Here is a 14,792-nt window from a genome sequence, read left to right on the forward strand (position 1 = left end):
GAGTAGACAGATGTTATTAGAGAGACTTGGAAAAGAATTATTATATTTTGATGGCGGAATGGGCACCCTGCTTCAATCCAAAGGCTTGAAGCCAGGTGAACTCCCTGAAGTCTGGAATCTGGAGCATACGGAAGAAATCATCGATATCCACCGTCAATACTACGAGGCAGGCAGCGACATCGTACTAACCAATACTTTCGGTGCCAACGCCTTGAAATTCCACGATTCAAAATATGAGTTAAAAGACATTGTAACCAGAGCCGTGGCAAACGTCCAAGAAGCGGCAAAACGCGGCGTACATGACGGCAGAGAGGTCTATACGGCACTGGACGTAGGTCCTACCGGAAAACTACTGAAACCTATGGGAGATCTGGAATTTGAAGATGCGTATGAAGCATTTAAAGAAGTAATGCAATACGGAGAAGCGGCGGGTGCCGACCTTATCCATATCGAGACCATGAGTGACACTTATGAAGTGAAAGCAGCAGTATTGGCAGCAAAAGAGAACACCCATCTTCCGGTATTTGCTACGATGATTTTCGATGAAAAAGGAAAACTTCTGACAGGCGGAGATGTTCCAAGTGTGGTTGCCATGTTAGAAGGACTTCGGGTAGATGCACTGGGAATCAATTGTGGTATGGGTCCGGAACAGATGATTCCGATTCTGGAGGATATTCTTAAATTCACCTCTATACCAGTGATCGTAAAGCCTAATGCAGGTCTTCCAAAACAGCGGGATGGAGAAGTGTATTATGATGTCGACCCTGAGCAATTCGCACTTACTATGCAGAAAATTCTTAGCATGGGAGCCAGTGTGATTGGTGGATGCTGTGGAACGACACCGGCACACATTCAGGCGATGATCAGGGGAATTCCGTCAAGAGTGATAAAGATGCCAGAGGCAAAGAACCAGACTATAGTTTCTTCGTATGGAAAGGCAGTAGTTCTTGGAGGTAAGCCGGTAATCATAGGAGAACGGATCAATCCTACCGGAAAGAAGAAGTTCAAGCAGGCGCTAAAGGAGCATGATCTGGATTATATTCTGAAAGAAGGAATCACGCAGCAGGATAAGGGCGCTCATATCCTGGATGTGAACGTAGGACTTCCGGATATTGATGAAGTAGCGATGATGCGAGAGGTTGTGACCGAATTGCAGAGCGTGACAAGTCTTCCTCTACAGATTGATACGGTGGACATAGAAGCCATGGAAGCAGCCATGCGGATCTATAATGGCAAGCCGATGGTCAATTCGGTGAATGGCAAGCAGGAATCTATGGATGCAGTATTTCCACTGATTCAAAAATACGGTGGTGTAGTGATTGGACTTACAATTGATGAAGATGGAATCCCTACAACGCCGGAAGGAAGAATCCGGATTGCAGGCAAGATTATCGAGGAAGCGAAGAAGTATGGCATTGATAAGAAGGATATCGTAATTGATGTTCTGGCTATGACGATCAGTTCAGAGCCGGAAGGCGCCAAGACGACGCTGACAGCATTAAAAGGTGTCCATGAGACTTATGGCGTATGTACGGTACTTGGAGTATCGAATATTTCATTTGGACTTCCTTACCGTCCGGCAATTAATTCGAATTTCTATACGATGGCAATGCAGAATGGCTTAAGTGCAGGTATCATTAATCCATCTTCAGAAGATATGATGCGTTCTTATTATTCTTTCTGTGCACTGATGAATTATGATGAGAACTGCGAAGCGTATATCAGCCAGTATGGAAATCAGCAGGCGGCTGTACCTCAGGCGAAAGCAGTAGAGATGACTTTGAAAACTGCCATCGAAAAGGGACTGAAGGAAGAAGCACATCATGCTACTCTGGAATTGTTAAAAACAAAAGCGCCACTGGAAATCATTAACCAATACCTAATTCCGGCACTGGATGTTGTGGGAAAAGGATTCGAGAAAGGAACAGTGTTCCTTCCGCAATTATTGATGAGTGCAGACTCAGCCAAGATTGCGTTTGCCGTATTAAAAGATGTGCTGGCACAGGATGGAAATGATGTCCGGAAGAAGGATAAAATCATATTGGCAACCGTCAAAGGAGATATTCACGATATCGGTAAGAATATTGTGAAGGTTTTGCTTGAGAACTATAGTTTTGATGTCATTGATCTGGGCAAAGATGTCCCGCCGGAAACCATTGTAGAAAAAGCCATTGAAGAAGATGTAAGGCTGGTCGGTTTAAGTGCGCTGATGACGACCACGGTGGTAAGCATGGAGGATACGATCAAATTGCTGCGCAAGCGCAAGCCGGAATGTAAAGTCATGGTAGGAGGAGCAGTACTGAATCAGGAATATGCGGATATGATAGGGGCAGATTTCTATGGAAAAGATGCGATGCAGTCTGTATACTATGCTCAGAGCATATTTGATGGAAACTAAGAATAGAATTATGTACAAAAAAAGGAGAAAATTATGTCACTAATATTACCAGAAAACTATGATCCACGGTTAAGCATCCGTGAGACACAGGAGGCAATCAAGTACATCCGCGATACCTTCCAGAAGGAATTGGGAAAAGAGATGAATCTGGAGAGAATCTCGGCACCTCTGTTCGTAGAGCAGAGCAGCGGATTGAATGATAATCTGAATGGAGTAGAGCGTCCGGTACAGTTCGATATTGCCGGTATTCCGGGTGAGACCGTGGAGGTCGTGCATTCTCTTGCCAAGTGGAAGAGAATGGCATTGCATGAGTACGGATTTAAGCCAGGAGAAGGTCTCTATACGAACATGAACGCGATTCGCCGAGATGAGGAACTGGATAATCTCCATTCCTGCTACGTAGATCAGTGGGACTGGGAGAAGGTCATTACCAAAGAAGAGCGTAACGTAGAGACTCTGAAAGAGACGGTTCGTACGATCTTCAAGATTGTAAAGCATATGCAGCATGAGGTATGGTACAAATATCCGGATGCAGTGAAGAAATTGCCAAATGACGTTACTTTCATTACTTCCCAGGAGTTAGAAGACCGTTATCCAGATAAGACACCGAAGGAAAGAGAAAATCTGATCACAAAAGAATACGGATGTGTATTCTTAATGCAGATCGGCGATAAACTTGCAAGCGGCAAGCCGCATGATGGCCGTGCGCCGGATTATGATGACTGGCAGTTGAATGGAGATATCCTGTTCTGGTTCGAACATCTCCAAAGTGCGCTTGAGATCTCCAGTATGGGAATCCGTGTAGACGAAAAAGCCCTGGAAGAACAGTTGAAAAAAGCAGGCTGCGAAGAGAGAAAGAATCTCCCTTACCACAAGATGCTTTTGAATGGTGAACTTCCGTACACGATTGGCGGCGGAATCGGTCAATCAAGGCTCTGTATGCTTTTGTTGGATCGTGCCCATGTAGGGGAAGTGCAGGCGAGTCTGTGGCCAAAAGAAATGCGTGAAACCTGTAAGGAGCATAACATATTCCTGTTGTAAAATGTTTTAAAATCTGAACAGATGAAAGTGTTGACAATACTTTCACAATTATTTATAGTTATATCAGAATGTACATATTTAGGAGGAAAAATCTAATATGATGAGAGGGTTGGATACAACAGTTAGAAAAATCAGAAGAACAGTATTTGAAGAAGTTGCCAGACTGGGATTCAAAGGGAATCCAGAGACACTGAACGATGATATGGAAGCAATTCCATATACCATCGTCAACGAGGATACTACTAAGTACAGAGAAAGCGTGTATCGTGCTCGTGCCGTTGTAAGAGAGCGCCTTCGTCTTGCGATGGGTCTGTCCCTGCGTCCGGAGAATAAGCCGGTCCATCTGACCGCAGGCGTGGAAGCCAGCAACATCTCTGACAAATACTATGAGCCGCCGCTTATGCAGGTGATTCCATCTGCCTGTGAACGGTGTGAGGAGAAGGGATATGAAGTAAGCAATATGTGTAAAGGATGCCTTGCGCATCCATGTATGGAAGTCTGTCCAAGGGGAGCAATCTCCATGGTGAAGGGACGTTCTTACATAGATCCTGAGAAGTGTATCAAGTGCGGCAAATGTAAATCAGCCTGTCCTTACGATGCGATTGCTAAGAAAGAACGTCCATGTGCGAAGGCCTGTGGCGTAGGTGCTATCGAGACGGATTCTCAGGGGCGCGCACAGATTAATATTGACAAGTGTGTATCTTGTGGCATGTGTATGGTAAGTTGTCCGTTTGGCGCTATTTCCGATAAGTCTCAGATTTTCCAGTTGGCAAGAGCACTGACAGAAGGGGATAAGATTATTGCTGAGATCGCCCCTGCATTCGTTGGTCAGTTTGGGGATAATATTACTCCAAGAAACTTAAAGGCAGCATTAAAAGAGATGGGATTCTCAGAAGTATATGAAGTTGCGTTGGGTGCTGACATCGGAGCAATCGCAGAAGCGCACCATTATGTGAATAAAGTGGCGACAGGAGAATTGCCATTCCTCCTGACATCCTGCTGTCCGTCCTGGGCAATGCTTGCTAAGAAGTATTTCCCGGATATGGTGGATCAGGTATCCCAGGAATTAACACCTATGGTTGCTACGGCACGTACGATTAAGCAAGAGCATCCGGATGCAAGAGTGGTATTCATCGGACCATGTGCGGCAAAGAAACTGGAAGCGATGAGAAGAACTGTACGAAGTGATGTGGATTTCGTTATCACTTTTGAAGAATTGCAGGCAATGTTCGATGCCAAAGATATTGATCTGGAAGACTATGAGGCAGAATCTTCCTTCCACAATGCAACAGGAGCAGGACGTGGCTATGCGGTAGCCGGTGGAGTAGCAGATGCGATTGAGCAGTGCATCAATGAATATTACCCAGGTGTTGAGGTGAAGATTGAGCATGCGGAAGGTCTGGCAGAATGTAAGAAGATGCTTTCTCTTGCCAAGGTAGGTAAGAAGAATGGCTGTCTGATCGAAGGTATGGGATGTCCGGGCGGATGTTCAGCAGGTGCCGGAACGAATATTCCGATTGATAAGGCACAGAAGAAAGTGAAAGCATTCGTAGCGGCCTCCAGCAAGAGACTGCCGGCAAAAGAATTGGAAGAGATCGAGTTAAAGTAGGCTCAGAGAAGCGGAAAAGAAGCAATAAAGAAGCAAGCGGAACGTTGACAAACCGCTTGCTTCTCTTTATAATTAAAACTTAGTTATTGATTTTTATATTGTATACAGTATGATGTGCATATGCCATATGTATATGAATAGAGAGCAGGAGGAGATTTATGCAAAGATACGGAGTAAATGAATTAAGAAAGATGTTTCTTGAGTTTTTTGAAAGCAAAGATCATCTGGCAATGAAGAGTTTTTCATTGGTGCCGCATAATGATAAAAGTTTGTTGCTGATCAATTCAGGAATGGCACCATTAAAGCCATATTTTACCGGACAGGAGATTCCGCCAAGAAAGAGAGTGACTACCTGTCAGAAGTGTATCCGTACCGGGGATATTGAGAATGTAGGTAAGACAGCAAGACATGGTACATTTTTTGAGATGCTTGGTAACTTCTCTTTTGGAGATTATTTTAAGACAGAGGCAATCCACTGGACATGGGAGTTCCTGACAGAAGTTGTGGGACTTGATCCGGACAGGCTGTATCCTTCTGTATATCTGGAGGATGATGAGGCTTGGGAGATCTGGAATAAGGAGATTGGAATCCCGGCAGAGAGAATCTTCCGTTTTGGTAAAGAGGATAACTTCTGGGAGCATGGTTCAGGACCTTGTGGACCATGTTCCGAGGTGTATTATGACCGTGGGGAGAAATACGGCTGTGGAAGCCCAGACTGTACCGTAGGCTGTGATTGTGACCGTTATATGGAGATCTGGAACAACGTATTTACTCAGTTTGACAATGACGGCAATAATAATTATACAGAACTTGAACAGAAGAATATTGATACAGGTATGGGACTGGAGCGTCTTGCATGTGTTGTACAGGATGTGGATTCCATGTTTGATGTGGATACGATCAAAGCATTACGAGACCATGTCTGCCGCGTTGCGAATGTAGAATATGAGACAAATGCAGAGACAGATGTATCGATTCGTGTTATTACTGACCATATTCGTTCTGTAACTTTCATGATCTCTGATGGAATTATGCCATCGAATGAAGGAAGAGGATATGTGCTTCGCCGTCTGTTACGACGTGCCTGCCGTCATGGAAGACTTCTGAATATCCAGGGAGAATTCCTGGTGGATCTGGCTAAGACGGTTATTGAAGGTTCTAAAGATGGATATCCGGAGTTGGAAGAGAAGAAAGAGTTTATCTTCAAAGTAATCATGAAAGAAGAGGAGCAGTTTAACAAGACCATCGACCAGGGCTTATCTATTCTGGCTGATATGGAAGCAGATATGGCTTCTAAGGGTGTAAAGATTCTGGAAGGAACAAGTGCGTTTAAGTTATACGATACTTATGGATTCCCACTTGATCTGACAAAAGAGATTCTGGAAGAAAAGGGAATGTCTGTAGATGAAGAAGGATTCCGCGAGGCAATGGAGATCCAGAGAAAGACGGCAAGAGAGGCTCGTGAGGTTACCAACTACATGGGAGCGGATGTAACGGTATATGAGTCTATCGATCCGAGTGTTACGACAGAATTCGTAGGATATGACCATCTGACTTATGATTCAAAAGTTACGGTTCTTACGACGGATACAGAATTAGCAGATGCATTGTCTGACGGAGAGAGAGGAACCATCTTTGTCAGGCAGACACCGTTCTATGCAACCAGCGGCGGTCAGGAGGCTGATAAGGGAGTAATCCGTACTGCAGAAGGAGAATTCCAGGTAGAGGATGTTGTAAAACTTCTAGGCGGCAAATTCGGTCATATTGGGCATGTTACCAAAGGTATGATCAAAGTTGGTGACGCTGTTACTTTGGAAGTGGACAAGGATAATCGTGCGTTGTCTGCGAATAACCACAGTGCAACTCATTTGCTTCAGAAAGCCTTGCGTATGGTTCTTGGTAATCACGTAGAGCAGGCTGGATCTTCTGTGAATGCAGAAAGGCTTCGTTTTGACTTTACACATTTCTCTGCTATGACACCGGAAGAACTGAAACAGGTAGAAGAGATTGTCAATGAGCAGATTATGAACTGTCTGCCGGTAAAGGCTGAGAATATGCCGATTGAAGAGGCAAGAAAGACAGGAGCAGCAGCTCTCTTTGGCGAGAAATACGGCGATATCGTACGTGTTGTAAGTATGGGTGACTTCTCTATTGAGTTCTGTGGCGGAACTCATGTTGCTAATACAGGAGTGATCACAGCATTCAAGATTCTGTCTGAGACAGGTGTTGCAGCCGGAGTACGTAGAATTGAGGCACTGACATCGAAAGGTCTTATGAATTATTATAATGAGTTAGAGAAGAAACTGCAGGAGACTGCCAAACTTGTGAAAGCAACACCTGATAAACTGACGGAGAAAGTGGCTCATCTGCTGAGTGAGAATAAAGCGCTTCATAGCGAAGTAGACAGCCTGAAGAGCAAACTGGCGAAGGATGCTATGGGTGATGTTATGGATCAGGTTGTGGATGTAAAAGGTGTCAAACTCCTTGCGACAAAAGTGGAAGGCGTGGACATGAACGGGCTGCGTGATCTGGGTGATCAGTTGAAGGAGAAACTTGGAGAAGGTGTCATCCTTTTGGCATCTGCTACAGATGGTAAAGTAAGTTTGATGGCTATGGCTACAAAAGAGGCAATGGACAAAGGCGCGCATGCAGGAAATCTGATTAAGGCAGTTGCTTCTTTAGTCGGAGGAGGCGGCGGCGGACGCCCGAATATGGCACAGGCAGGCGGTAAGAATCCGGCAGGCATGGATGATGCCATTGCAAAAGCAGCCGAGGTATTAGGAGAGCAGTTGGCTTAATTCTCTGTTTTTACCAAATAATAGAGAAAAAAATATTGACGTAAATGAAATATGTGTTATAATCTTATGTAGTGCAAGAAAAATACCCGAACAGTCGTATGGTGCACAATATAGGACTGGAGGGGAGGTTAGGTGTGAGACTATGTCAAATGTAATCGTTAAAGAAAACGAGACGTTAGATAGCGCTTTACGCAGATTCAAAAGAAACTGTGCGAAGGCTGGTATCCAGCAGGAGATTCGTAAGAGAGAACATTACGAGAAACCAAGCGTAAGACGTAAGAAAAAATCTGAAGCTGCTAGAAAACGTAAGTATAACTAATATGTGCAATAAATAGAGTGTTGATTCAACACTCTATTTTTATGCAAAATGCGCTGCGAATAAGGAAAATATATTTAGACTGACAATTACTGCATTAAAAAGGCACTTAAAAATTCTAAAAAAATGAAAAAAGGGTATTGACGAGGTGAAAATCTGGGTATATACTTTAAAACGTCAAAGGCAAGGGCGCCGTATCGTAGATACGGTGCTCTTTTCTTTTTGTTCAAAATTATAGTTTACTAAGATAAGGAGATTTTATCATGAGATTAAAAGATGCAGGTCTTACACCACAGGAACTAAAGGATATGGTTAACAAATACATGGTGGAGACATACGAGCGTTATGACTTTATTGCAGAAAGAGCAGAGGGAATGTATCTGTATGATGAAGAAGGAAATGCCTATCTTGATTTTTATGGTGGTGTTGCTGTTAACAGTCCTGGAAACAGAAACGAAAAAGTAGTTGCAGCGATTAAGGATCAGGTGGATGATATTATGCATACATTCAACTATCCATATACAGTACCACAGGCTTTACTGGCAAAGAAGATTTGCGATACGATTGGAATGGATAAGATCTTTTATCAGAATTCAGGTACTGAAGCTAATGAATGTATGATTAAGATGGCAAGAAAATATGGCATTGACCATTATGGTCCGGAGAGATATCACATTATCACTGCCAAGAATGGATTCCATGGAAGAACCTATGGAGCATTGTCAGCAACTGGACAGCCGGATAATGCAATTCAGGTGGGCTTCAAGCCAGTATTACCTGGATTCACATATGCAGAGTATAATAATCTGGAAGATTTTGCTTCTAAAGTAACGGAGAACACAATTGCGATTATGATTGAGCCTGTACAGGGAGAAGGCGGTGTACATCCGGCAACTCAGGAATTCATCGAAGGACTTCGTAAACTTTGTGATGACAACGATATGCTGCTTCTATTTGATGAAGTTCAGACAGGATGGGGACGTACCGGAGCGCCGATGGCATATATGGGATATGGAGTAAAACCGGATGCAGTAACCATGGCAAAAGCAATGGGAGGTGGAATGCCAATCGGAGCATGCTGTGCGACAAATAAGGTTGCAAGCGAATTTACAGCTGGAACTCATGGATCTACTTATGGTGGTCATGCAGTAGCTTGTGCAGCTGCACTGGCATCTGTTTCTGAGATCCTGGATAAGGATTTGAGTAAAAATGCAAAAGAGGTAGGAGAATATATGGTTCAGGAGATGGCAAAACTTCCTCATGTAGTTGAAGCAAGAGGACGCGGACTCCTGGTTGGATGTGAATACGATCTTCCGATTGCAGTAGAGGTTAAGCATGAAGTATTTGCCAGAAAAGCATTGATTACGGCGATTGGAGACAAGGTGAACCGTATGATTCCACCGTTGATTGTTACGAAGGAGCAGGTGGATGAATTGATGGGAATTATGAAAGAAGCCATTGAGGCAGCGGTGGCGAAGATGGAATAATATAGATTTGTTGTCGAAAGTTATTGCAAGGAGCGAGTGTATGGACGGTTGGAAGCCGGGCATATACCCGCTCCTTGCTTGATATTTTACAACTGGAAGATTAGGTAAGAAGCAGGATTGATTAAGGGTGTGATTGAGGATATAATTAAGGGCAGATAATTGACGAAAAAGCAACTGAATATGGATAGGAATCATTAGGAGCAGGGAATTATGGCAAAAACTGAGGAAGTAGTTTTGACGAATATGTGTATGGTGTTTGATGGCGACAGAATATTAGTGCAGGAGCGGTTGAATCTGGATTGGCCCGGGATTACTTTCCCAGGAGGGCACGTAGAAGCAGGAGAATCTTTTGTCAGGTCTACGATCCGGGAAGTGAAGGAAGAGACGGGACTGGATGTTTCAGAATTGAGATTGTGTGGAATTAAACAGTTCCCGTACCGGAACGGAAGGTATATTGTGTTCTGCTTTAAGACGGATGTATTTGAGGGAGAAGTGATATCTTCGGATGAGGGAAACGTGTTTTGGATTGATAAGAAAGATATTAGTCGATATGCACTTGCAGAGGGATTTCAAGAGATGATGGAGATATTTGAGAAGGATGAACTGTCAGAGAACTATCATTGGTTCGATGGAGAATGGCATTGTAAGAACCTATAGGAGGAGACGAAAATGATTGAGTATAGAATTGCAATTTTATAAGGAGAGTTTATGGATTTACTAATAAAAATTTGTGATAAATATAATTTTGGAAAAATGCTTTCTGAACCAGTTATTTTAAGCGGGGGCTTTCTTCATAAGATGTACGGGATATCTACTACGAGTGGGAAATACGCAGTCAAATTACTAAATCCACATATTATGGAAAGAGAAAGCGCAAAGGAAAACTATCGAATTGCGGAAGAATTAGAATTTCGTTTGGAGAAGCATAGCATTCCTATCCTTCCAGCGATCATTTTCAATAATCAGAAAATGCAGGAGATGGAAGGTCGGTTCTTTTATATTTTTGAATGGTATGATGGGAAAGCCTTGCACGGAGAGGAAATATCAAAGGAGCATTGTATTAGAATTGGAAGGGAACTTGCAAGAATTCATCAGATAGACATTAGGAAAGAGCCATATAGAAGAGATGAGATTCGTATCGACTGGAATGATTATCTGGATCAGATGAAGGAGAAAAATCAAGAGATATATATTCTTTTAAAGGATCATCTTTCTCTGCTTTATGAAAGTCAGGAAAAAGGAAATGCTGCAATTAAAAAGATTCCACCTATCGTTACGATCTGCCATAATGATATGGATTGTAAGAATGTCTTATGGAAAGGTATGGAATATCGGATTATTGATCTGGAATGTCTTACATATACGAGCCCGTTCATCGAAATGTATGAACTGGCATTGTGCTGGTCGGGATATAGTGAGTGTAATATCAATTTTAAACTGTTTGAAGCCTTTATTGAAGCATATTTTGCAGGGGGTGGTCTGAAGCCTGATAATTGGGAATGTTTGTATTATGGGAATTATGGGCGGCTTGAGTGGCTTGAGTATAATCTTAAGAGGGTGTTGGGCATAGAATGCGATAAAACCGAAGAAGAGATAGGAATATCAGAGGTGATTGCAACAATGAGGCAGGTTGTATATTATGATCGGATGAAAGAAAAAATACTAGAAAAAACATCTGCCGCTACAAGGCTTCGTGTATTACAGGACGGTATGGATTGAGAGTACATAATTAAGCAATGGCTAGGTGTTAATTCTTAATAAAAAGGCGGTGTTCTGAAATGGATGTCGCTATTTTTATACTGCAAAAGCATCTCAAGAGAACTGCCAGTGGCATGTCTGTAGGTATAGTTTCAATTGTAAATTTTTTGTCTAAAAACAGATAATATGACATGTACTTGTCATGTTATAACCTATATAATGGATATAGAATATCATTTCAAGATGGGAAATGTCAGAATGGGATTTATATGCAAGATAATATTATTATTTATCGGCCCATAAGAGGAAAGGGACGAGATGCAGATTAACCGTTTATTTGAAATCATATATATTCTCCTGGATAAAAAGATGGTTACAGCGAAAGAACTGGCAGACCGTTTTGAAGTATCCGTCAGAACGATTTATCGGGATGTGGAGACATTATCCGGAGCAGGAATACCAATTTATATGAACAGAGGCAAGGGCGGCGGCATCACGCTTTTAATACAACCATTGAGAAACTGACAAGTTTATTTGGTGGTACTGATATGGATTGGATTGAAGTTGATTTTGAATCTTGCAAATTGGAGAAGATGCTGAACAAGTATTTAAACTGATTTTTTGGATTTTTGTGTTGATGATTATACTGTAGGAAAACAGATGGCCGACAGCATTCGGATAAGTGTAATGAAAATGTGAAAAAGATGTATTAAAATATCAGGGAGGAAGGGGGAGCAGTATGCATTTTGTGAATGCGAAGGGAATCCTGTCCGCACAGAATGGCATGAATCTTTATAGAGGTTGTACGCATGGATGCATTTATTGTGACAGCAGGAGTAAATGTTATGGTTTCGAGCATGCTTTTGAAGATATAGAAGTTAAACAGAATGCACCGGAATTGTTAGAAAAAGCGCTTCGTTCCAAGAGAAAGAAGTGTATGATTGGAACGGGCGCAATGTGTGATCCGTATATGCATTGTGAAGAGAAATTGAATCTGACAAGAAGATGTTTGGAGATCATAGACCGTTATGAATATGGCGTAACAATTCAGACCAAATCGAATCGGATTCTTAGGGATCTGGAGTTATTAAAGCGAATTAATGAGAAGGCAAAATGTGTTGTTCAGATGACTTTGACCACCTATGATGAGAAACTATGTAAAATCTTAGAGCCGAATGTCTGTACCACAAAAGAGCGGGTGGAGGCATTAAAGGTCTTCCACGAAAACGGAATTCCCACGGTGGTCTGGCTGTCACCCATTCTGCCTTATATAAATGACACCAGGGAAAATATCGAAGGCATTCTGGATTACTGTATACAGGCAAAAGTATATGGGATTATCTGTTTCGGGATGGGATTGACCTTGCGTGAGGGTGACAGGGAATATTTTTATGCAGCATTAGATAGACATTTCCCAGGTATGAGAGAAAGATATCATCAGAGATATGGATATGCTTATGAACTTCCAAGTGATCGGAGTCGGGAATTAATGAAATTATTCCGGGATAAATGCCGTACGAATGGGATTATCTGTGATATGGATGCTTGTTTTCAGTATTTGCATGAATTTCCAGAGAAGTATGAACAGTTGACTTTGTTTTAGTTAACACTATTTAAGTTGTCATTTTGTATTGTGATTTGGAGTTAAAAAGGGGGATTTAAGTGATTATGAACAATTATATGTTATATTTGGCGGAATTAATACCAGAAAGAGATAGTTTAAAAATAGTAAAAACAGAGGCGAAAAAATACTATAAAGAGCATACTTTGGAAGAATGCTATAACATGGGGCTTGAACTTTATCAATCGGATAATTTTCAAATACAGGAAGTTGGTGTATTCTTATTGGGATATTCTGCGCATGCATATGAAGAAGCATTATCTTTTCTTAAAAATGTGGTCAGCCAACACGAAAGTTGGAAAGTGCAGGAAATATTGTCCATGGCATTCGATAATCATTGTAAGATTATCGGCTATGAGAAGGCGTTGCCCCTTCTGAAAGAATGGCTGGACAGTGATTGTGCAAATGTCCGCAGAGCTGTTACTGAAGGATTAAGAGTATGGACAAGCCGACCTTATTTTAAGGATCATCCTCAAGTGGCAATTGATATATTGTCTGCGCGCAAAGAGGACGAAAGCGCATATGCTCGTAAATCCGTAGGAAATGCATTAAAAGATATCAGTAAGAAATTTCCGGAACTTATTTCAAAAGAATTAGACACCTGGGATTTATCATTAAAAGAAGTTCAGCAGGTTTACAAATTAGCGAGCAAAAGATTAGAGCGAGATGCAGAGATGGAGGTTCAATAAGATGAAAATTGCGGTGATTCAGGCTAGTTCTCAAAAAGAGAAAAATACATTGTTATATGAATGTGTTGTAAAAGCGGTGAGAAATCAGGAATCTGAAGTAATAAATTTTGGTGTGTTTCCAGAGGAAGAAATTACGTATTCTTACATAGAAATTGCCTTGATGATTAGTTTGCTATTAGAAAGTGGAGCAATAGATTTTGCTGTAACTGGCTGTTCCTCCGGACAGGGGATGACGCTCGCTTGTAACAGTCTGCCAGGTGTTTTGTGTGGATATGTTGCCAATCCTGCGGATGCATTTCTTTTCGGGAGAATTAATGATGGGAATGCAGTATCCTTTCCGCTTGGTTTGAATTTTGGATGGTCAGGAGAAATTAATCTGCAGAGTACATTGGACAAACTCTTTGATGGACCATTTGGAAGTGGGTATCCGCTAAAAGATGCAGAAAGAAAAAGAGCAGATACCAGAAAGTTGAAGGAAATGAATGCAGCTACAAAACGAAAATTGGCAGAGGTGCTGCCTAAGCTGGATTCGGAATTAGTATTGGCGGCATTTCAGAGGAAGAATGTTTTCGATTATGTTTTAAAACATGGCACTAATATAGAGTTGCTCGACTTGCTTAAAAATAATTTTATTTACGACATCAATTAGTTAAAATGTGGGGACAAACGGATTGGAGTATGCGTTGTGAAGGTTGTTATAGTAATCAATGTTATTGCAAAGATGATCTGTGTAATGCGAAAGAATGCGCATCTCAAAAATGTCTATCAGAATGTAAGAAATGTAAGGACTTTCCATGCATTAAAGCAACTGCAGCGGACTATCGCTCCGTGATACATACGGAGATTCATTATGCTGATGAGATCACTTAGGGGATACTTCCGTATGTTCCGATACAATATGAAAACCAGTAAATAAAAATTCAGAATTTGAAACGGGGATATATGAAACAATGAATAATTTAAATTATGAAGAAATTACATTAAATCATCTAAATGAATTAGCAGAGTCGTATGTCGAAACTTTCAATGCAGAACCGTGGAATGACAAATGGACTACTGATACTGCGAGAAAGAGATTACATCAAATGATAAATACGGAAGATTTACCCTCCAGATTTGGCAACTAAAAATCCAC

The 14,792-nt window shown here is 41.7% G+C and carries 13 protein-coding genes; all 13 read left to right on the forward strand.

Annotated elements, in window-relative coordinates; translation table 11 throughout:
• Positions 1 to 10: 10 nt before the first annotated feature.
• The 13 genes from ACQRBN_RS10955 to ACQRBN_RS11015 all read left to right on the forward strand — a co-directional run bounded on the left by ACQRBN_RS10955 (position 11) and on the right by ACQRBN_RS11015 (position 14,527).
• Positions 11 to 2,398, forward strand: a complete 2,388-nt coding sequence (locus ACQRBN_RS10955) for a homocysteine S-methyltransferase family protein (RefSeq protein ID WP_427739028.1) — start codon at positions 11 to 13, stop codon at positions 2,396 to 2,398.
• Positions 2,399 to 2,431: 33 nt separating this feature from the next.
• Positions 2,432 to 3,439 carry an aspartate--ammonia ligase gene (asnA, locus tag ACQRBN_RS10960; RefSeq protein WP_427739030.1) on the forward strand — a complete coding sequence of 336 codons (1,008 nt, stop codon included), beginning with the start codon at positions 2,432 to 2,434 and terminating at the stop codon, positions 3,437 to 3,439.
• A gap of 97 nt (positions 3,440 to 3,536) precedes the next feature.
• Positions 3,537 to 5,048: a 4Fe-4S dicluster domain-containing protein gene (locus tag ACQRBN_RS10965; RefSeq protein ID WP_427739031.1), complete on the forward strand. Its 1,512-nt coding sequence runs from the start codon at positions 3,537 to 3,539 to the stop codon at positions 5,046 to 5,048.
• A gap of 158 nt (positions 5,049 to 5,206) precedes the next feature.
• Positions 5,207 to 7,846: an alanine--tRNA ligase gene (gene alaS / locus ACQRBN_RS10970; protein ID WP_427739032.1), complete on the forward strand. Its 2,640-nt coding sequence runs from the start codon at positions 5,207 to 5,209 to the stop codon at positions 7,844 to 7,846.
• A gap of 142 nt (positions 7,847 to 7,988) precedes the next feature.
• Complete coding sequence (gene rpsU / locus ACQRBN_RS10975) at positions 7,989 to 8,165, forward strand: 30S ribosomal protein S21 (RefSeq protein ID WP_004054229.1); 177 nt, start codon at positions 7,989 to 7,991, stop codon at positions 8,163 to 8,165.
• Positions 8,166 to 8,425: 260 nt separating this feature from the next.
• Entirely contained in the window at positions 8,426 to 9,649 is a 1,224-nt protein-coding gene (locus ACQRBN_RS10980) for an aspartate aminotransferase family protein (protein WP_427739033.1), read from the forward strand.
• Positions 9,650 to 9,859: 210 nt separating this feature from the next.
• A complete protein-coding gene (locus tag ACQRBN_RS10985) occupies positions 9,860 to 10,306 on the forward strand; it encodes an 8-oxo-dGTP diphosphatase (protein ID WP_427739034.1) in 447 nt (148 codons plus the stop codon).
• 51 nt (positions 10,307 to 10,357) lie between these two features.
• The gene (locus ACQRBN_RS10990) at positions 10,358 to 11,368 is read left to right on the forward strand and encodes a phosphotransferase enzyme family protein (protein WP_427739035.1); all 1,011 of its coding nucleotides are present in this window, start codon (positions 10,358 to 10,360) and stop codon (positions 11,366 to 11,368) included.
• Between the two features lie 297 nt (positions 11,369 to 11,665).
• A complete protein-coding gene (locus tag ACQRBN_RS10995) occupies positions 11,666 to 11,872 on the forward strand; it encodes a helix-turn-helix transcriptional regulator (RefSeq protein WP_427739036.1) in 207 nt (68 codons plus the stop codon).
• A gap of 214 nt (positions 11,873 to 12,086) precedes the next feature.
• The gene (locus tag ACQRBN_RS11000; RefSeq protein WP_427739037.1) at positions 12,087 to 12,950 is read left to right on the forward strand and encodes a radical SAM protein; all 864 of its coding nucleotides are present in this window, start codon (positions 12,087 to 12,089) and stop codon (positions 12,948 to 12,950) included.
• Between the two features lie 65 nt (positions 12,951 to 13,015).
• Complete coding sequence (locus tag ACQRBN_RS11005) at positions 13,016 to 13,657, forward strand: DNA alkylation repair protein (RefSeq protein ID WP_427739045.1); 642 nt, start codon at positions 13,016 to 13,018, stop codon at positions 13,655 to 13,657.
• A 1-nt stretch (position 13,658) separates the two neighbouring features.
• Positions 13,659 to 14,306, forward strand: a complete 648-nt coding sequence (locus ACQRBN_RS11010) for an RpiB/LacA/LacB family sugar-phosphate isomerase (protein ID WP_427739038.1) — start codon at positions 13,659 to 13,661, stop codon at positions 14,304 to 14,306.
• 29 nt (positions 14,307 to 14,335) lie between these two features.
• Positions 14,336 to 14,527: a hypothetical protein gene (locus tag ACQRBN_RS11015; protein WP_427739039.1), complete on the forward strand. Its 192-nt coding sequence runs from the start codon at positions 14,336 to 14,338 to the stop codon at positions 14,525 to 14,527.
• The last annotated feature ends 265 nt before the right edge of the window (positions 14,528 to 14,792 follow it).

The sequence above is a fragment of the Bariatricus sp. SGI.154 genome (assembly GCF_050313795.1).
In the GTDB taxonomy this organism is placed as follows: domain Bacteria; phylum Bacillota; class Clostridia; order Lachnospirales; family Lachnospiraceae; genus CAMBRQ01.